Source organism: Vibrio sp. KMM 9700 (assembly GCF_058545285.1).
Map to the genome: position 1 here is coordinate 271,248 of NZ_CM178590.1, position 20,851 is coordinate 292,098.

At 41.3% G+C, this 20,851-nt stretch carries 14 protein-coding genes; 5 read left to right on the forward strand and 9 right to left on the reverse strand.

The features are described 5' to 3' along the window. The first annotated feature begins 35 nt into the window (after positions 1–35). Positions 36–1,244: a flavin reductase family protein gene (locus tag AC2VOY_RS12515; protein ID WP_491833941.1), complete on the forward strand. Its 1,209-nt coding sequence runs from the start codon at positions 36–38 to the stop codon at positions 1,242–1,244. A gap of 22 nt (positions 1,245–1,266) precedes the next feature. On the opposite strand, the gene AC2VOY_RS12520 is transcribed toward AC2VOY_RS12515, so the two are convergent. After that, positions 1,267–2,217 carry a dienelactone hydrolase family protein gene (locus AC2VOY_RS12520; RefSeq protein ID WP_491833942.1) on the reverse strand — a complete coding sequence of 317 codons (951 nt, stop codon included), beginning with the start codon at positions 2,215–2,217 and terminating at the stop codon, positions 1,267–1,269. A gap of 333 nt (positions 2,218–2,550) precedes the next feature. Between AC2VOY_RS12520 and AC2VOY_RS12525 the strand changes: the two genes are divergently transcribed. After that, positions 2,551–3,690 (forward strand): acyl-CoA desaturase, encoded by a 1,140-nt coding sequence (locus AC2VOY_RS12525; RefSeq protein ID WP_491833943.1) that lies wholly within the window; start codon positions 2,551–2,553, stop codon positions 3,688–3,690. Between the two features lie 211 nt (positions 3,691–3,901). Continuing rightward, on the forward strand, positions 3,902–4,474 hold the full coding sequence (locus AC2VOY_RS12530; RefSeq protein WP_491833944.1) for an NlpC/P60 family protein: 573 nt from the start codon (positions 3,902–3,904) through the stop codon (positions 4,472–4,474). A 128-nt stretch (positions 4,475–4,602) separates the two neighbouring features. Here the strand turns inward: AC2VOY_RS12530 and queC are convergent, their stop codons facing one another. Both queC and add read right to left on the reverse strand, forming a co-directional pair. Then, positions 4,603–5,295, reverse strand: coding sequence for a 7-cyano-7-deazaguanine synthase QueC (gene queC / locus AC2VOY_RS12535; protein WP_491833945.1), 693 nt, complete (start codon positions 5,293–5,295; stop codon positions 4,603–4,605). Positions 5,296–5,335: 40 nt separating this feature from the next. Continuing rightward, complete coding sequence (gene add / locus AC2VOY_RS12540) at positions 5,336–6,505, reverse strand: adenosine deaminase (protein WP_491833946.1); 1,170 nt, start codon at positions 6,503–6,505, stop codon at positions 5,336–5,338. A gap of 196 nt (positions 6,506–6,701) precedes the next feature. Between add and AC2VOY_RS12545 the strand changes: the two genes are divergently transcribed. Continuing rightward, complete coding sequence (locus tag AC2VOY_RS12545; RefSeq protein WP_491834134.1) at positions 6,702–7,910, forward strand: multidrug effflux MFS transporter; 1,209 nt, start codon at positions 6,702–6,704, stop codon at positions 7,908–7,910. 105 nt (positions 7,911–8,015) lie between these two features. On the opposite strand, the gene AC2VOY_RS12550 is transcribed toward AC2VOY_RS12545, so the two are convergent. Genes AC2VOY_RS12550 through AC2VOY_RS12560 form a run of 3 tightly spaced genes read right to left on the reverse strand, consistent with a single transcriptional unit; the run spans position 8,016 to position 11,892 of the window. Continuing rightward, on the reverse strand, positions 8,016–9,458 hold the full coding sequence (locus AC2VOY_RS12550) for a sucrose-6-phosphate hydrolase (protein ID WP_491833947.1): 1,443 nt from the start codon (positions 9,456–9,458) through the stop codon (positions 8,016–8,018). 25 nt (positions 9,459–9,483) lie between these two features. Next, positions 9,484–10,422 (reverse strand): fructokinase, encoded by a 939-nt coding sequence (cscK, locus tag AC2VOY_RS12555; RefSeq protein WP_491833948.1) that lies wholly within the window; start codon positions 10,420–10,422, stop codon positions 9,484–9,486. A 27-nt stretch (positions 10,423–10,449) separates the two neighbouring features. Beyond that, on the reverse strand, positions 10,450–11,892 hold the full coding sequence (locus AC2VOY_RS12560) for a sucrose-specific PTS transporter subunit IIBC (RefSeq protein WP_491833949.1): 1,443 nt from the start codon (positions 11,890–11,892) through the stop codon (positions 10,450–10,452). Positions 11,893–12,194: 302 nt separating this feature from the next. Here AC2VOY_RS12560 and AC2VOY_RS12565 point away from each other — a divergent pair, with 302 nt between their 5' ends. Further along, positions 12,195–13,196 (forward strand): LacI family DNA-binding transcriptional regulator, encoded by a 1,002-nt coding sequence (locus AC2VOY_RS12565; RefSeq protein ID WP_491833950.1) that lies wholly within the window; start codon positions 12,195–12,197, stop codon positions 13,194–13,196. On the opposite strand, the gene AC2VOY_RS12570 is transcribed toward AC2VOY_RS12565, so the two are convergent. The 3 genes from AC2VOY_RS12570 to AC2VOY_RS12580 form a co-directional block, all read right to left on the reverse strand. Next, positions 13,193–14,704 (reverse strand): EAL domain-containing protein, encoded by a 1,512-nt coding sequence (locus AC2VOY_RS12570; RefSeq protein WP_491833951.1) that lies wholly within the window; start codon positions 14,702–14,704, stop codon positions 13,193–13,195. The two genes, AC2VOY_RS12565 and AC2VOY_RS12570, sit on opposite strands and share 4 nt — an antisense overlap. A gap of 147 nt (positions 14,705–14,851) precedes the next feature. Then, positions 14,852–17,056 (reverse strand): hypothetical protein, encoded by a 2,205-nt coding sequence (locus tag AC2VOY_RS12575; RefSeq protein WP_491833952.1) that lies wholly within the window; start codon positions 17,054–17,056, stop codon positions 14,852–14,854. Then, positions 17,038–20,658, reverse strand: a complete 3,621-nt coding sequence (locus AC2VOY_RS12580) for a hypothetical protein (protein ID WP_491833953.1) — start codon at positions 20,656–20,658, stop codon at positions 17,038–17,040. The genes AC2VOY_RS12575 and AC2VOY_RS12580 overlap by 19 nt, the downstream gene beginning before the upstream one ends. Between the last annotated feature and the right edge of the window lie 193 nt (positions 20,659–20,851).

Genomic DNA, 20,851 nt, shown 5'->3' on the forward strand with positions numbered 1-20,851 from the left:
TTCTTTCACCTCTTCGCTATATCAAAAGGCTGATGATGAGCATCCAAGATATTCAACCAGCGCCAACTCGCAGCGCACAACCAAACATCTATCAATGGCCCAAACAAGGCACCCAAACCTTTGTTTGCACACACAAATGGCAGCAAACGCCGCAATCTGTGAGCATACGCCTTATCCCGGCGCCAAATGATCCCCAAGCAGGAAATTTAATCTCATTTAAACCGGGTCAATTTGTGAACCTTGGCCTAGAAATCAATCAAAAAATGCATTTTCGCGCGTATTCAATTAGCAGTGCGCCGGATGAAGATCATCTCACCCTGACAATTAAACGGGTTGAAAATGGTTTGGTGTCCAATGCGATTTGTGATTTATTGCAAGTGGGCGACTCCGTCGAATTAATGGCACCACAAGGTGAGTTTCATCTGCAAAAAATGCCAACTAGCCAATCTGAAGTGCTGCTGATCAGCGCAGGTTGTGGCGCGACGCCTGTTTTGTCTATGCTGCGCCAACTGGTGAAAAAAGCTAGCTATCAAACGCTAAACCAGAATACTCCAACAACAGATGTGAAAAGCAGATCAAGTAAAATTTTATTGCCTTATGCCGTGAGTTATATTCACAGCGCCAAAGAGCTTGAAGAAGTACCTTTTTATGATGAACTGCTGGCGCTCTCGCATCAGGTTGAGAATTTCACCCTATCTATCAAACTCACTCAAGAGTTTCATCCGCATTATCCAAATGGACGCATAAGTCTCCAAGATATTCAAAACGCCTGCCCGCAATTAGAGAAAAGTGCCATTTTTTTATGTGGTCCAAATGCATTTATGGCGAGCATTCAGGGCATGCTTGAAACAAGCGGCTTTAATATGCAGCACTTTTTCCAAGAAAGCTTTACCCCAGCAAAGCCAGAAGGAGCAAGCGCGCAACAAGATAATACGCATGAAAACGGGCTGAGCGATGAATCTTCGACAAATAACAAGGCGACGCAATATCAAGTCAGTGCGCCAAGTTTTGCTGCCAGTGCAACAATCCAAGCAGACCAACCACTTATTGAGAGTTTAGAAGCCATGCAACTGCCGGTAATTGCAGCCTGTCGCAGCGGCGTGTGTGGGTCATGCAAATGCAAGGTTAAAGGTGAGACTGAGTCTACCAGCAGCATGACGCTAAGCGAGGAAGAAGTTGAGCAAGGTTATCGACTCGCCTGCTCAACTTATGCCAAGAGTGATCTTGAAGTCACCCTTGGTTAAAAACGAATAGCAATAACGGCAATCAAGCAAGGTTGGCTTTAAAGAAATCTAACGTGCGCTTCCAAGAAAGTTCAGCCTCTTTTTTGGCATAGCGCGCGGTCGAATCATTATGGAAACCATGATTCACCCCTTCATAAACATAGGCTTCATATTTGGCGTTGTTTTTCTTCAACGTGGCTTCATAATCCGGCCAAGTGTCATTCACGCGCTTATCAAGCTCTGCAAATTGGAGTAAAAGCGGGCCTTTGACTTTCTCGGTTAAATCCCCTTTCGCTGGCGTGCCATAATACGGAACCCCTGCATCCACCTCATCTGGCAAAGTTGCACTCAGCATATTGGTGATATAGCCGCCGTAACAAAAACCAACCACGCCTAACTTGCCCGAGCTGAGCTCATGCCCTTTGATAAATTTTGCCGCCGCAATAAAGTCAGCTTCGAGTTTTTGTGCATCCATTTGGCTTTGCATTGCGCGGCCTTCATCATCATTGCCCGGGTAACCACCAACTGGGTATAAGGCATCTGGGGCAAACGCGACATAACCTGCCACTGCAAGGCGGCGCGCCACATCTTGAATATATGGGTTTAAGCCACGGTTTTCATGCACCACCAACACCACAGGCGCACTGCCCACAAGTTCTTTTGGCGTCACCAAATAACCGCGGCATTCACCGTGACCATCTGGCGAATCAAATGTCACAAACTTACCTGTGATTTTAGGATCGTTAAATGACACTTGTTCGGCATTGGCATAATTTGGCAGCAAAGCACTGGTGAGTACTGTCATACTAAAACCAAGCGCAGCAAGCCCTGCTAAGCGACCAAAAAATTCACGTCTATCGATATAACCGTGTGCGTATTCATCATACCAATCAAACGCCTCTTGCGGGATAGCTTGAGTTTTAGATTGATTTTGCGGGTCTGAATTTGATTTTAATTCGAACCCTTGAGACTTTTTTTCATCACTTGTTGCCATGGATACACTCCTTTGTAAGCACAATGCTTATTACCCGAAAATTATCAAATCTTGATTTAAAAGTCTGACATTATGCTCTTCAAACATAGCAAGCATAAATCATACATATTCAGCATAGCAGTATTTTGTTTATTTATTCAGCAAGATAGTAATTTTTATTATCAAAAATAAATTTACTTACAAAATAGAAATCACAAAACCCAGTTCTTCTCTATTGACTTACAAGTGTACGCTGATATTCTAGCTTACAAGTGTAAGCCTAAATGTAAATTCAGGTTCAATTTGATCCCATCACACAACGACTATCAAATTATTAAAGAAAGAAAAACCACTATGACAAACGAAACAAAAAATACCTCAAAACCGCCTCTTATTTGGCTGAATTTAACCATATTTGCCGCAACCTTTATCTTTGCCGTGGTGGTTGCACCTTGGTATGGGTTTAGTCACGGCTATACAAGTGCGCATTGGATTTGGCTCTTGATCGCCTTTTCATTTTGTAATCTCGCGATTACCGCAGGCTATCACAGACTTTGGTCACACAAAGCCTATCAAGCCCACTCTGCTGTGCGTTTTATATTTGCTATTGGCGGTGCATTTGCTCTGCAAAACAGCATCTTGCATTGGTCATCCGATCATCGCGTGCATCATAAACATGTCGATAATAACGACAAAGACCCATATAGCGCCAAGCGTGGCTTTTGGTTCTCTCACATGGGTTGGATGCTACGCAACTATAACCAAGATGTGTACGCCGATTATGCAAACTGCCGCGATCTACAAAAAGATAAGATTGTCATGTGGCAACACAAATATTATGTACCACTTGCGATTGCAACGAACTTTGGGATCCCGCTATTACTTGGTCTAGTCTATGGTGATATCTGGGGTATGTTACTTATGGTCGGTGTGGTGCGTTTATTTTTAAGCCATCATTCAACATTCTTTATTAATTCACTTGCGCATATCTGGGGTAGCCAACCTTATACAGATAAAAACACCTCGCGTGACAATGCGATTTTAGCGGTTTTCACCTTTGGCGAGGGTTATCATAACTACCACCATATTTTTGAAAATGACTATCGCAACGGCATTTACTGGTGGCAATATGATCCAACTAAGTGGCTGATCAAAGGGCTGGAGTATTGCAATCTGGCTTCCAAGTTGCGTAAAGCACCAATGCTTAAAGTTGAAGAAGCACGCGCAAAAATGGCTTATGAACGCGCCTTAAGAAAAGTTGCACATATGCCAAATTGCCAGCAGCTGATGGAGCAAATGAAAGCAGAATTCGATACCTTGGTGTCGCATATGCGTGAGTATTACGCACTCAAAAAACAGCTTCTAGAGAGCAAACGTGACGATATGATGCGTAAATATGAATATAAATTATTGCAGCTGCGCATTGAGCAAGCGAAACAAGCAATGATAGAAAAACAGCAAGCATGGCAAGCACTAACGCATAAATTTGCCTAAACCCTAGGATTTTGAATATATTCAACACCTTAGGTTAAAACCTTAAAACACAGTAACTTAGTGGTTATTCAGCAATAAGAACCTTTCATTATTGATTGCGATAGTGAAAGGTTTTTTTATGCATATTTTTCTTGGTAGGCCGCAAATTCCTATGCCATAATATGACCTGTCGTTCACAAAACAAACATTTACGGATAGATAAGGAGGTTGCATGGAGAGCACAAATAACATAGTCGCTCCATTAAAGAGCAGTATCGCGCGCTTGAATATGCCAGCGATGCAAACACTCTTCACAGCGCCACACAAAATTTTTAATCTTAACCTTTTTTTGCGCTACTTTAATCGTCTCCTTGTCTGCTTTGCATTTGCTTTTGTTAGTGCTTGCAGTTCTAGCCCAGTCAACCAAGGCGGTGAAAGTTACTATCGCGCGCAAATGCAAGAAGTCTATCGTGAATGGCAAGGCACGCCTTATCGTTTAGGTGGCACCAACAAACGCGGCATCGACTGCTCAGCCTTCACTCAAATCGCGATGTATGATGTCTATCGCTTAGACTTACCTCGCACCACATCGCAATTAGTCAATAAAGGTAAAAAAGTTTCGCGTAGCAACGCAAGCTATGGGGATTTAGTTTTCTTTAAGACAGGTTCACGCACTCGACACGTTGGAATTTATATCGGCAACAACCAGTTTATGCATGCTTCAACATCGAAAGGTGTGATTATTTCTAGCCTGAGTAATTCTTACTGGAAGAGTAAGTTCTGGCAAATTAGACGTGTGATTTAATTAAGATTGACACAAAATGAAGATGTTTGTCGCTTTGGCACTGCTTAAAAAGACTTAAGGCAGAGCCAAAGCGCAAAATATTTTGTTTTACAAAGGAGTGATACTCAGCGCCTTTGTAAAACGAACCTTTAAGCACATACTTTAGTGCTTAGGTATTTCTCAAGCCCTTGACGACGCAGTTCACAAGATGGGCAATCACCACAACCATCCCCAATCACGCCATTGTAGCAAGTCAATGTTTGCTCGCGAATCAAATCTAACGCGCCAAGCTCATCAGCAAGTTGCCAAGTTTGCGCTTTATCTAGCCACATTAACGGTGTTTGGATCTCAAGTGGATAATCCATCCCTTTATCCAAAGCTTGTTGCATGGTTTTAATAAACTCATCACGACAATCTGGATAGCCAGAAAAATCTGTCTCACATACGCCTGTTATCACAGCATGTGCGCCAATTTGGTATGCATAAATCCCAGCAAGGGTTAAAAACAAGATATTACGTCCCGGAACAAAAGAGTTTGGCACCCCTTTTTCTGTTAATTCATGCGATACAGCAATGTCATCACGGGTGAGTGAACTCACAGCAAGCTCGTTTAACACCCCAACATCTAAGACTTTATGACTGGCAACCTTGAGATTTTTCGCCAATGTTTTGGCAACTTCTATTTCTTGCGAATGTCTTTGGCCATAATCAAAAGTGACGGCATGCACTTCATCAAAATTTTGAATTGCTTGGACTAAACATGTTGTGGAGTCTTGCCCGCCACTAAAAACGACGACAGCTTTACGCATTCTACTTTCCTTTATCAGTTGCCAATCTGGCATATAAGCATGAGAGGGATCACAAAAAAATGGATTCTAGCACTCAAGCGCGCGCATGTGCAAGCCGAGCAACAAGGCGCTCACGCAGTGCGCCAGGAGCTAAATCCGCACAAATCTGCTCAAGCTGCTGCCAATCTTGCTCTGTAAAACTGGCGTAAGTTTGGGCGATTAATTGCTGTTTAATGGCATCATCAACAAATGCCGCTTCCAGTGCGCACAAGGTCACATCCAACAGCTCGGCGCGAGCAAAGCCAAATTCACTGGCTGCAATCCGATATTCTTTGCCCACGTCGGTGCCAAAGATGCCCGCATCATCGGTATTAATCGACAAACGAATGCCCTTTTCATAAATGCGGCGAAGTGGATGTTTAGCAAAGCCGTGTTCCATTTCAGACACCAAAATACGGTTACTCGTTGGTGAGACTTCAAGGGTAATATTCTCAGCAATCAAACGCTTAATCAAATCTTCATCATCAATTGAGCGGATCCCATGCCCAATCCGCGTTGCGCCAGCATCCAGCGCATCGATCACACTTTGTGATCCGCAAATTTCACCCGCGTGATAGCTTTTAGCCAAACCAGAGGCTTCAACCTTTTGATGTAAATATGCAAAATCACCAAATGCGCCAGCCGCTTCATTGCCTGCAATGTTAAACCCAGTCACTATATCTCGCGGATTTTCTGTCACAAAATCAACACTTTGATTTAGCTGCTGAATATCTAAATGACGTACGCCACAAGCATGCAAACGCGTCACAGTGCCATACTCTGCCTCAATTTCATTAATAGCTTTTTGCATCGCATCCATCATTGCGTGGTATTTACCGCTGTCATACGTTTGCGTTGCCTCATCAAAACTCATATGAAAGGCGGAGCTTATCATTTCGCAATACACCATGCCCTGCTCGGCATTACGCTTTAAATAATCTTTTAAGACAAGATAATAATCATCTGCATCACGTACTAAATCTGCCACCTTGTCATAGGTGTGCACAAACGCCATAAAATCGTGCTCATCATATTGATAACGACCATTGGGGAAATCTGCTTCGTCGTATTCTCCTTTTGGATAACAAAAATCTTCTGCAAGCTGGACGTGATATTTCTCAGCCAAGATTTTTGCCACATCAGGGGTAACTGAGCCTTCAATATGCTCATGCAAAATGACTTTTGGTAGGACGTTTGCTTTTAATTCTTTTAAATCTGTTGTCATTTTTACGACTTTCCTTTGAGTAAACAGTGTTTGATTATAACAAAAGCTAAAATCTAAAGTAAGCACTAAGCTTGGTTAAAAAATCTTTTGAACAGCATAAACCTTTACACTTATTGACTGCATCTCATTCACTGAAGTGCTAAAATATGCCCTAAATTTCAAATACTTCTCATTTCACCATCTCGGAGCCATGATCTTGAACGCAACCCAACCTAAACTCAGCAAGAATGCGATGCTGATCTTTCTTGTTTTTATTAGCGCTTTTCCACCGATTACGACAGATTTATACCTTCCTGCGCTGCCGCAAATGGTTGAGATGCTCAACACCAACCAAACCATGGTCAACCTCACTTTAAGTGTTTATTTTATGGCCTATGCCTTTGGTTTGCTGTTTTGGGGACCGCTTAGTGAAAAATTTGGGCGTAAGCCAATTATGAGTATAGGGCTTGGGATCTATATCGTTGCCAGTTTATTGTGCTCACAAGTTGAAACGATTGAGACTTTAATTTTTGCACGTTTGTTGCAAGCTTTTGGTGGCAGCGCCGTCACTGTTACCGCCACCGCGATTGTCAAAGATCTATATAAAGGCCGTGAACGTGAAAAAATCATGGCAACCATTATGTCTTTGGTGATTATCGCGCCTATGGTCGCCCCTGTTTTTGGTGCTTTTTTACTAAAAATAGCCTCATGGCACATGATGTTTGTGGCGTTAGCTGCATTTGGTTGTATTTGCGCTTTTTATAGCCTGTTTTATAAAGAAACATTGAAAAATCCTTACCAAGGTTCAATTCTACGCTCTTGGACACGTCTGTTTGTGGTGATCAAAAACCCACACTTTAGCGCCCTATTGTTTGTTTTCTCCATTGCGCCGATGGCCTTGATGTCTTTCTTAGCCGCAGGCTCTTATATTTATATCGATGGTTTTGGATTAAGTGAGCAAGCCTTCAGCTATGCCTTTGCTTTCAATGCCTTTTGCGCCTCGTTTGGGCCAAGCATTTATATGAAGCTTTCGCGAAAAATCAAGACTCAAAGCATCATTACGGCCTGTTATGCGCTGCTTGCGTTATGCGGCGTGTTAACTTTAACCCTTGCCAAATTCTCACCTTGGATTTTTGGTTTAGCAGCTGCGATTGCCACCTTGATGGTGCTGATCACCCGTATTCCTGGCACCAACTTAATGCTTGAGCAGCAAGAAGAAGACACAGGCTCAGCTGTCGCGATTATTCAGTTCTTTAGTATGATTTGCGGCTCACTGGGGATGACATTAGTTTCGCTACGCCCTGAGGCATTGATTGATAATTTAGGTTGGCTGCAACTTGGCGTTGGCGTGGTAGGTTTTGTGATTTGGCTGCGCTTAAAACATAAAGATTATGTTACCCAAGCGCTGGCGCGTTTAGCCAAATAGACCTAAAGCATTTAGGCGCAATAAGCTTTATTTGCTTGAATGAAATATACGCCGCCAAAGTTTGGTTGGCGTATATTTTTCATATTTTCCTGTATTTCAAGATGATTAGACTAATCCAGTGATAGGGTTTAAATCATAAAGACTCGCCTCGGCTAAGCCATTTAAGGTCAAGCGATCCAGCCCATCAATAAAAAAGCGGCTCGTCATCGTATGCTTCCCTTGATTTAAAAAGATCTCAATCACAGATTTATCAACATAGATCTCAACAGTTTGCTTACTTTCAAGTCTTGGCGCCTGACGCGTACAACCATACTCTTGCGCGTACAGATTCGTCATTTCACTTCGATCTAACTCAAAATGCGCCGCATCTGCGCGAAGCACAATTCGCTCACCTTTTTGATTTAAAAGCGCGAACTCAAAATCTTCGGCTTCAAGTTCAAAAGAAAGATAAAAACTTGTGCTGGTTAACTTGTGCTCGCCCTGAACCCGTTGCTTTTCTTTGCGCAGCGCAGAAAGCTCTGCCAGCGGAGTTTGAATTACATAACCATCTTTCACATTTAACTGGCGCGGCAGCGATAACATGCCTGCCCATTGATGTTCAATTGAAGGCGTATCTATATCTGGCAATCCTATCCAAGCAATTAAGATTCGACGTCCTTTTGCATCTTGGTAAGTTTGCGGCGCATAAAAATCAAAGCCAAGATCTGGCTCAGCAATAGCTTGATGTTTTTCCAGTCGTGGCGTTTCAAAGTTTAGTGAATCTCCTATAAGATAAGTCACCGAATAGATATTTTTATAGTAATAAGGATGAGTCGTTTTAACCCCTTGTGGCGAAAACAACATCACCGCCTTGCCATCAAGCTCAAAAAAGTCCGGACACTCCCACATATAACCGAGCTCGTCATAATCTGTCTCAATCGCGCCTTTATGTGTCCAGCTGTCTAAATCATGGCTGTGATAAAGCGCCATTTTGCCTTGTTTTTTAGGCGTTTGAGCGCCAACAACCATCCAATATTGACCATCTTGGTACCATACTTTGGGATCGCGAAAATGCTCGGTGTAATCCTGATTTTCAATGATCACCCCTTGTTTATGAATTGCATTCTCAGCATCCATACTCGCAACACATTGTGTCGGTGTGCGTAGCCAGTCTTGATCGCGTTTGTTGCCGGTGAAAAACAGCTTCACCTCTTCATCTAACACCAAGGCACTACCTGAGTAAGCGCCGTGTGAGTCATAATCGTCACCCGGTGCAATCGCCACCCCATGGTCGATAAAATTCACGTAATCCGTCGTCGACACATGTCGCCAATATTTAAGTCCATGTACAGGGCCTACCGGCGTCCATTGATAAAAAATATGGTGCGCGCCATTAAAGTAACACAGACCATTTGGATCATTGAGCAAACCAAATTTTGGCGCAATATGATAATGAGGAAAGCCATCATCTTGCGCGCGTTTCGCATTCATTTGTGCAATGCTTTGCGCAGAAATCGCTTCAAGACGTTGATACCTTTGCTCGGTAGTCCAACTATGTGTTTGATTCATATATTACAACTCTATAAATATGTATTTAGCTATGCGGGGAAAAAGCATCTAAGAAGATGTATAACTCTGATCGACTCGGCAGCGCCGTCATCGCTCCCTTTTGGGTTGTCGCAAGCGCTCCGCAAGCATTCGCCCAACCAATCGCCTCTTCAACCGCTTGGCGCGTTTTCCATTGCTGGATTTGTGACAAACGTGCCAACAAGCCGCCGACAAAAGCATCGCCTGCGCCTGTGGTATCCACAGGTTGCACTGCTTTGCCGCTGATCTGCTGACGCGCGCCTTCAAATACACAAAGCACGCCTTTGGCGCCAAACGTCACCAGTACAAGTGGAATGTGATATTCCTCTAAACTTGCGAGCCCTGCTTCAACTGAGTCCGTTTGGGTTAAATAGATCAACTCTTCTTCTGAAAACTTGACCACATCCGCCTGCGCAACAGCTTGCATTACCATAGGAATGATCTCTTGCGGGTTTTGCCAAACCTCTTCACGCAAGTTGGGGTCCACACTGATATAGCCGCCGGCTAATTTCATCCGTTTAATCGCTTCAAAAGTGCTGCCACGGCTTGGCTCATTCGCAAGTGAAATCGAGCAAACATGTAACCATTGCCCGCTTTCAAATTCAGGAATATCTTCAACTTGCATAAATTGATCAGCGCTTGGTTTAACCATAAAGGTAAAGCTACGCTCACCATGATCATCGAGCCCAACCACAACCGTTGACGTTCGGTGGTTAGGATCTTTGTACAAAGCCTTGGTATTCACGCCTTCTTTACTTAAGGTCGCTTTCATGAAGTCACCAAAAGGATCTTTCCCCACACGACCAAAAAATCCGCTACTTGCGCCAAGGCGTGCAATCGCCACTGCCACATTTGCAGGTGCGCCACCTGGGCATTTTAATAAACTTGTTTCTGACTCTGGGATCAAGTCCACTACCGCATCACCGGTTACCCATACTTTGTTCATATCCAACCTTCTTTAATTTTTAGATACTTAAGCAGCAGCTTGAAGCTTGGCTTGTTTTTGTTTTGCGCGCACAGCTAACACAAAAGTGAGCACAAATGTCACGCCAAATGCAATCAGCATTCCCGCAATGTAATAACCAATTTTGCCCGGTACAATAGAAATCACCCCAGGTAAACCTGCTGCGCCTAACGCCTGCGCTTTAACATTAAATAAAGTGATAAAAGCACTTGAAACCGCTGAGCCACAAATCGCCGCAATAAATGGGTAGCGAAGTTTTAAGTTCACCCCAAACATTGCAGGCTCTGTGATCCCAAGTAGGCTTGTCACCCCAGCTGGAATCGCAATTCCTTTCAACTTTTTATCTTGGCTCATCCAACCAACAGCCAGTGCAGCAGCGCCCTGCGACACATTTGACATCGCCGCAATCGGGAAGATAAAGGTTCCGCCAGTTTTAGCGATATCCACCAAAAGCTGAGTTTCAATTGCGATAAAGCTATGGTGCATCCCTGTGATCACAAAAGGCGCATAAATAAAGCCAAGTAGCGAACCGCCGACAAAGCCTGCATTGTTATATAGCCAGTTCAGGCCATCGCCTAACAAGAAGCCTAAATCGCGAGTGAACGGGCCGACGACGGTAAAAGTTAAAAAGCCGGTGATAAAAATAGCCAGTAGCGGCGTGAGTAAGTTATCTAATACCGATGGGATAAATTTGCGTAAGCCATTCTCGATTTTTGCCAAGATAAATGCAGAGACAAGCACCGGCAAGACAGAGCCTTGATAGCCAACTTTTTGGATTTCAAAACCTAAAATATTCCACGTCGGGATATTCCCAGTAACAGATGCGCTGCCAAACCCCCAGCCATTGAGCAAGTCTGGGTGAACCATCAACATCCCAAGGGCTGCGCCTAAAAACGGGTTACCGCCAAATTTTTTGCTCGCAGAAAAAGCAAGTAAGATAGGCAAGTAGACAAAAGGTGCATTGGCAAAGGTATTGATCATACTCGCTAAATCAGCAAGGCCTGGGTTTGCATCAATCAATGATTGACCGTCAATAAATAAACCTTTAGCAGTCAATAGGTTAAAAATACCCATGAGCAGACCACCCGCCACAATTGCAGGAATAATCGGCACAAAGATATCCGATAAACCTTTCACCGCGCGCTGCACGATATTTTGTTTTTGCGCCCCCGCAGAAGCGACTTCCTTCGTCGACATCTCACTCATACCAGTAAGTTGCGCCATTTGTGCATAGACTTGGTTCACAATCCCTGAGCCAAAAATAATCTGATATTGGCCGGCAACTTTAAATTGGCCTTTGACCCCTTCAAGATCTTCAATGCCTTTTTCATCAATCAAAGACTCATCGGCCACAGCTAAGCGTAAACGGGTTGCGCAATGCGCTAGTGCTGTAATGTTTTCTTTTCCGCCAAGCTTAGCTAAAAGCTCTTTTGCGACTGCTGGATAATTCATGACGTACCTCGTTATTGGAGTATCTATTCCCTTTAGCTTTTCTTTTTTGGGAACGTTTGCAAAAATAATTCTGACTAAAAAAGACGCCATATTCAAAGATACTAGGTGAAAAATGAGATCATGATCGTATAAAAAGCCAGATTAAGATTAAAAATAAGGTTAAACTCATCATCAGAACTTAAAAATATCAGCTTTCTTTGCAAACATTCCCAAGTTTGCGCAGCAGTCAAATGCAGCCTATCTATTGCAAAGAAGCTATATCAAATCGATCCAATACAGATCAAACATAAACGGATAAATACATGGCAAGTTTGCATGATGTCGCACGTTTGGCGGGCGTCTCAAAATCAACCGTCTCAAGAGTCATCAATAACGAATATGGAGTGAAAGCCGCCACCAAGATAAAAGTGCAGCAAGCTGTTGCGCAATGTGGTTATTTGCCCAACCAAGTTGCCAAAGATTTAAAATCACAAAAAACCAACCTTGTTGGGGTGATCGTGCCTCGGGTGTCATCCAATGCCATTGCCCAAGGTATCGATGGCTTAAGCGCCGTACTTGAAGCGGCTCACAAACATGTTTTACTTGCTAGTTCGCATCAAGAACATGCAAAAGAAATTGAATATATTCAAACCTTTAATCAAAAACGAGTGGAAGGTATCATTCTCTATGCGACCCATTTGGATCAAGACTTAATTCAAGCTATTCAAAGCTCATCTGCGCCAGTTGTGATCATAGGTCAAGACGCCTCAGAGTTTGATATTCCAAGTATTGTGCATGATGACTTTCGTGTCGGCGTGGCGGCGGCAAAACGACTTGTGCAGTGTGGTTGTCAACATATGGGCTTTGTTGGGGTACAAGAAGATGATATCGCAGTGGGTCAAAAGCGCGCCGCAGGTTTTGTTGCTGGGCTTTCTGAACACGGCGCAACACTTGCTTTTCATGCCAAGGGGGATTTTAGTATTGAATCTGGATATCAATTAACCAAGGCGCAACTTGAACTTGGCGTTGCTAACACTGCGCCGAAATTAGATGGCTTATTTTGCGCCACAGATAGAATTGCGATTGGCGCGATGCAGGCAATGACTGAGGCCGGCCTCACCCCAGGTAAAGATATTAAAGTCTTAGGCGTGGGTAATGATGAGCTCGGCGCTGTGTGTATGCCGGCGCTCTCAACATTTAGTTATACCTTTGATAAAGCAGGTGAAAATGGCGCAAAACTATTACTTGAGCGCATCAATAGCCAAAGCCAAGAAATGAGTAAATTAGTTCTTAGCTTTAGCTCGGTGACGCGTCATTCATGTTAACTCTGCGCGCTAATAAGTTGTTGTAATTGAATCAAACTCATAGGTTTTCCATATAAATAACCTTGTCCAAATTGTACTCCAAGCTGATTTAAGTTGGACTCTTGGGCAAGGTTTTCTATCCCTTCTGCCACCACACTTAAGTTCAAATCTTTTGCCATATCCACAATATGCGGCACCAGTGAGGAGCGGATCGCCCCGCCTTCAATTTGATTAATAAAAGACTTGTCGATTTTTAAAATATGACAGCTTAGTTCTTTAATCGAATTCAAGTTTGAATAACCGGTCCCAAAGTCATCAATCGCCACTTTAAAGCCAGCATTGGTCAAGGTTTGCAAATGCTCAGCCGCATTGGTTGTGAGCAGTTTTTCATCTTCCGTCACCTCGATAACCCAATTTAAATTCGGGTTCACCGCTTGGTTTTGCAGTTTTAAAACTTGTCCTGAGTCGATATCCCGCGCAAAGCAGTTAATATTGACGCGAAATTTATCCACTTCAAATTGGAGCTGCGAGAGCTCATTTAGCGCATGTGCAAAGATAATCTCCGTCAGCTCCCAAGTTTTATTATTCTTGGCAATCAAAGGGATAAATGTGTCGGGATACAAGTCACCTTTTTGATCTTTAAATCGCGCGAGGACCTCACAGCCAATAATTTTCTTAGTTTGCATATCAATAATAGGCTGATACAAGCAATAAAAACTATTATTGGATAGCCCTTTTAAAGTACGAAACTCAGGTAAATTACGTCTATATTGACGCTTACATAAACGATTGTATGTAAAGAACATCAAAAACAAAGCAAAAAAGATAGCCACTGCGATCGTCACAAAGTATTGATTTGCATAATCGACAAAGTGATTATCACTCATCAAACAAAATAAACTGATTTGACTACAAGTGATCACAGATTGAGCCAGCCAACTGACGCTTGAGTGTGTCGTCTTATATAAATCAGGCATGCCTAAGAGATGAGTCACCTTGCCATGACCTTGGTGATAAAGCTGCCAACGTTTGCCAAAATCTTGCTCAAAACGGCTAAAATCAGGGCTAATGACTAGGTTGTAGTTGCCATAGCCAATCACAGCAGTGCGATAACTTGGATCAACCGCAATCTGAGTTTGCGCCCAAATTTTAAAATGATCAGGCGTGTTTAAATCCGGCTTGCCTAAGCTAAAAGGTTTATCTAAACGTCCAAGCGTGCCAGAGCAAACTAAGCGATCTTGATAGTAATAGCCTATATCACTGATATTTTGGGAACCAAAAACCTGCTTACGAATTTGCAATAACCCTTCGTCTGAACAAGCATCAATATCCGAATCGTGCATCCCTTTTAAGGTGGTGCGAATCTTCAAAATCAATTGATTTAAGCGCTCGATCTGAAGCTCTTGTCTGTGTTCGATATCCGCGTGAAAGTCATGCGAAATCGCACTGAGAATAACTAGAATGGTGAACACACCTAAGCTTAAACTGATGCATAAGCTATTGAATTTTGTTTTAAACCACTGCGACATAAATCTTACTACCTAATAGGTATGTCTAATAAACCAGTGATCTTAATATTTTTTTAACACCTTGTTAACGTTTTATTTGTGCGTTTTTATGCTAAATAAACATAAGAGAGATTGCCATGTGAATATTAAGGCTTTGTGTTTGTATGCTTATTTGGCTAGATATGTTTGCATAGAGATAAACTCAAATAAATGCTTAAAAGGGTAAGGCGTTACTGTCGGCGACTTATGTTTTAAATGGTACACGCCAAATAAATGTTCGAGATCATCAGGCAGGGATCTAAAACTGTGTTTAATCACGTATAAGTGGCTAAAATTTTCAACCTTGGCTTGAGCGCTACCTTTGCTCCCCGCAAAATATTTTCCTTCTTCTTTGTTATAAAAAAATCCAAGTGAAGCATTAAAATAACCGTCCTTGTGAGATCGCAATGATGCCTTTAAAAGATAACCTTGCTCAGCTAATTCATCATAAAAGGCTTGAGCATCTCGGCCTTGGTACTTTAAGCCATCGAAATCATCAAACCTGAGATGACTGAGATTTAAATCAAGAAGCTGATTGAGCTGATCTTTAATCTTCGTCTGTGGATTCGCGGTTAAAAAATCCTGCACCAATTGACTAGGAATAGCTTTGCTTCGCCCTTGTTCTAGGGCTTTGAGCGTTTGAGTAATTGATTCAATTTCAGGTAACATTTGAACATCTGAGTCGACAAAAATTGCATAATCCCCTGACGCTTGCCAATACATTAATGGCGAACGTTTCGCCCCCCCAAACACATAAGATGCATCCTCGCCCAGATCTAATTCTAAATTCTCACGCTCTTTATCATCCACCTCTTGAAATGCTAATTTTTGTGTGTGACTGATCGGGTCGGCTTCTATTGTGAGCTTATACAGAGGCCATTTTGCATGCTCCTCTTGATTGGCATCACACGCTTTGACATCTAGCTTGGCTAAGTCTTGCTCTGTTTCTTGTTCAGACTCAGGCTCTGGGGTTGGTTTTAACGATAGATAATATGTGCACTCTGATGGGGGCATTGGATATTCAAGCAAAAGCTTTTGCAATTTAACTTCCTGTTTAATTAGCAATTCTTTTAATAATACAGTGACCACTGGCGTTTTGAATTTGCCATAGCGATCGAACAAGCTTTGAGCATAACAGGACTGAAAAACCGTGCTCGGTAACTTTTTGCGATAGATTTTATACGGATCGCCATCTTCTGGGTATTGCTCAGCTTCATCGACAATCAAAATATTCAAAGCATCAGCTAAAGGTTCAACATGTATTTTAGCTTCAAGACCAACAGCTTGTATGCCAGCTAAAAGCGCTGACGCAGAGGTGTTGGATGGTTTAAGACTTTTATCACAAATAACGATTCGCTTATCCTTTAGCTGAAGAAAAATATTAGCATAAAAATTCTCAACCTTTTTCTGAGTAATCATAGTGTGTTGCTTGTTTTTTATTCTTTTTAATTTTAATTTAAACGCACCACCATATGCTTTTTCTATATCTTGAATAAATTGCGCTAAAATTCCCAATTTAGACTGCTGAAAATTACGCAAGAGATCTTTACGAATATCAGTCGCAAAAACGCGGCTTTTAGTATTTGGATAAAGAGGCTTCTTAATATAATCCCCTGTTAATGATTTCTTAATTTGCATCTCAAGTGTATTGAGTTCATATCTTGGTGCATTCCGTGCTCGTCGTTGAAGCTCACCACTTTCGAGCCGAAACCAAGATAAAGGTGAGAAAGTGCGGGCAACTAAGCTTAAAGCATGTGCATTTAACGCATCGCAAGGTTTAATATCCACTTCAACGGCCACAAGTTCATAACCTTTATGGCCATTTGGAAGTTGACGAGCTTCAATTAAATAATATAAACCGTCGGCTTCAAATCGTGTAACTTGCTGATCGCTTTGTTGGCTCAAGAAGTGCGGCATCGCTTTGAGTAATAAACGGGCTAATGGAAAATCGGGCATTTGCTTTACAGATACCGCTTTCACTGCAAGTTGCGAATCGTTTAAATTTAAATCAGAGCCAAGCGCAAGCATCACCCAATAACATTTATTTTTATAATCTCTGATCAAACTCAATACAGATCCCGCACGATATATTTGAGCAGCTAATGACACCAATTGTTTTTTACGATCAGCTTGATTGATGCCTTGATAACTGACTTTAAAAATAGAAAACTGAGCGTCAACCCAATCACGATCAATGTCTATTGTGTCAATTAAAGTTGAAAGTGGATCTTTATGGGGCAAAAAACTGCCCTCTGCTATATCCAAGCTGTTTGCTTGAGCATTTTTATCACTATCGATAATCGAATTAGAATGATTTAATTCTGGTATAGCCATTGGCGTAACTCCATGATTGCATTTTCATTCGTCATTGCGCTGTGTTCATCAATTAATGCAGGAATTTCAATAACCTTTGCACGTTGAGGTGAAGTCGGAATAAAGTTTTCATCCAAATAACCTATCGGTTTATTGCTATCACCAAGCGCATTAATATAAACAAATTTAGATGTTCCACATTTGCTTTCGACCAATTGAATTTTGTCGCTATATGTATGAAAGTCTTCAAATGTTGAACCGTCATCATGTTGCCAATACTTCGCATCTAGCCAGATTCTTGTCGCAACACCATCCAATATAAGTTCAGCATCAAATCTTTCATAAATTTCAGCGTCAAGCTCATTAAATTTAAATCCATAGTGACTTAAAATGGCTTCGACTGCTTGTTCACCCAAGGCGGCTTTATATATGTTCGTAAACATAATTGGCGTCATAATATAAGCGGCATCTTGCTCCCACTGGATACAAAAATCCTTATCTTTAAACCAGTTATGAGCACATTGATTCTTCATTAAAATAGGTAAGCGAGATGACTGCTCAGAAACCAGACTTCCTTTTGCCACATTATCAAAAAACTTAAAATTTGCTGCCAGACCATCTAATTCGCCCTCATATCGATAATATGAGCGAGTGGGTGAGTGCAAATAAAGGCGATTAAAATTATCGGGTAACGCCACAGCGCATGGATGGCAAAGTAATTGCTTACGCAACGCCTTCCATTCTTGGATATCTCTCGTTGTGGCTGGCGCTTGATGTAACCTTGAAACCAAAGCTGTAATAATCTGCATACCTTCTTTATTATTGCGGATTGCAAGGTTGATTTGACGCCTTTGTTCTCGCTCAACTGGCATATGAATTGAACGCGTCTGTGATTGCGCGTGGAGAACTAAAGCAGCATATTCATGCGAACATGTACTAAGGTCGCGCCCTTCCTGCGCCAAGATATCTTTTAGCTCGGCAGCAGCAAATATATAAATTTGGTTTCTTTTTAAAGACGTTCGGCCTGTACGTCCAACGGCTTGCTCAATATATTTACGCACCGCAGCTTGATAATCAGAAGTTTGATAATATTCTTGTAATGCTCGTATCCGATTCATTCCTTTAAGCTGCTGTCGTATCCAACGCATGGTATGTGAAGTTGAGATCTCGCCAGACTCTTGAAGTGATAAAATTTGATGAAATTGACACAAATTATCTGCTGTATCATTCTCTTGTATAGATAAAAGTAAATGTGTTGGCTTTTCCAAATAAAGACAATCAATATCGGTTCTTAACTCCTTGCTATACACCAAATCAGTCACACGTATTAACGTCTCGTTTTCAAATTCTAAGTTCACTGGATAGTCTGGATTTTTCCCAGCGCCCATTGCGGCATAGGTACTCAGCACAATCACCTTACCAGTATGAGTCGCTAAATAATCTGTAATGGCTTGATACCCATGATGCTTAATCCAACTTGCTTTCACTTTTGGGTATAGTTTCACTTGCGTCTGAAATTCTTCCGCCCAAAGTTCACAACAAAATGAAATAAATTGATTTAAATCTCCATGCTTCTTGTCATCTATATTTCGATTTAATAATGCCAGCATATAGCGATTATCTGATGTCTGTATAAAGGCTTTCAAACTAACCAATAACTTAGAGAGCCAAGTTCGGGCATAATCAACGCCCTTAGCTTCAATATTAAAATGAAGATTAAAGATCAAATTCGTATTCACTACTTCTGGTTTATACGCAACCAGTAAAGGATCTAAGAATGCATCATGGCTATTTTGGTATTGAACGATGATAGCTATATTATGTTTTTCATAATTTCTTAACCTTTTATAATAATCGCTTACTTGCTTTTCTTGAGATCGTGTCAAGTTTAATAATCTATCGCGTAAACGTTTTTTTAAATAGTCAAAATCAAAATTATGAATCACTGTTTGACTGGAAGCGGTCGCGCTTATACCTAAAATAACAGCGCCACTATCAACCATATCAGCCAGTAAACCGGAAGGAGATAGATTCAAAGAGGAGGTATTACAGTTGACTGTATCTATGGTGTCAGGATTCAATGCAACATTGACTAATTTAAATCCAATATGATGGTAACTTAAATTATTGTCCAAGCGTACCATGTTCATTTGACGCTTACGCCAACTGATGGTGCTAAATGAGTCATTCACTAATGATGTGAGTTCGGTAAGATTAAAATGAGTTAGAATAGATTGTACCGCTACTTGAAAACTTCCTTCAAGACTTCTATTTTCTCTTTTGTTAACCTCTAATTTTTTAATATTCTCCCAGTATTGAAAAATAGACTTTTGCATCGCATCTAAAAACCATCGATATAACATATCAGCTTCATTCACAAAACGTGTTAACCGATTAGTCTTACTCGATATTTTCTCTTCTTTTTTCTCGCTTGTATAAATAAAATTTTTCAGCTTTATATGGTCAGATTTGAGTAATAAATTATGCGTCGCACTACTCACATGAGTAAAACTTCGATCTGAAAATAGATTTACTGGGCTATCGGCTAAGCTCTCACCCTCAGTATTAAAGGAATACTCAAGTTGCCAAGTTTTGCTAAATAATTCAAGGCGCTCACGCAATGGTTCAAAGAAAGATTCAATCTCTACGTAACGCTCTGAATGCTCAAGTTTATATTCTCGTAAATTAGCCGTTAAGGTTCGAATTAAGCTAATAAGATCTGGCGCTTTTTGTTCACAAATCTCTCTTAATATGACTTCATTTTGCTTATCGATTTCATCCATAATAAGCAACGCTTGGTTTACATTGGTCAATGGACGGTACAAGGCGTGCGTATGGTGAAAGCCTTTTAAAAACTTACTTGTCGTTAAAAACAAAACATGTGAGCTCTGATTACGAATTCTTTCGCCAGGAAGCAAGGTTTCAATTGCAGACTTTAAATCCTCATCATCTTCAAATAATATCGGCTGTCGACCTCTTTGGCGTTTTTGAATAGCCGTAACAAAATAGCTATATAACCAACTTGCTTGTGATTCAATGGTGAAACTCATTTCAGCATAATTTACGTTCTCTTTTAGTGCTAAAAACTCCCCCAATCTCTTTTTTATATCCGCATTTTTTTCCAGCTGAAATGCATTCATGATCTGGCCTAGCATTTTCTCGGAGCAAGATAACAATTGGCTGGCTTGGTTGGGAATATAAAGGATCTGTGAACGTAAATATTCTTGTTGTAACGGATTAAACCTTGGCTTGTCGAATACTTTTTGTGACTCAATTAGCTGGAGAAGCTCATCTCTTGCACTCGTTACATTATCAATCAAGTCGGTCACATAATATAAAGGTCGTTTGGGCTTAGGCTCGCTATGATTAATATTTTTTAAATCATCTTGAATTTGTGCAAGCATTTGCGTCAGTATAAAGTTCATTGCTGTATAGGTTTTACCTATGCCTGTTTGCAATGCTAATGGGAGTAAAGCGCCAGATGTTGAGTTTTTATTTAAACGACCACTCTCTCTTGATCCTAAATAAGGCCCAAGAGTCTCTTCAAGTAATTCATCAAGTGGTGACTGACTTGGCGCTTGATTAAAATTAAAATCCTTAAATACTTCTACTGAAATTTGCATAAGCCCTCCAATAAGACCAGATAATTAATACGCCTTATCGTTGGAACTGCAACTTTAAATATTTTTGTTTAGACTTACATCACATTTGATTTATTCATATTTATTTTTATTATTACTGGATATATTTCAACTCACAGAAATTCAAACCTCAAATTTCATAATGAGTAAACATAAAAAAACGGCCCTATTATCT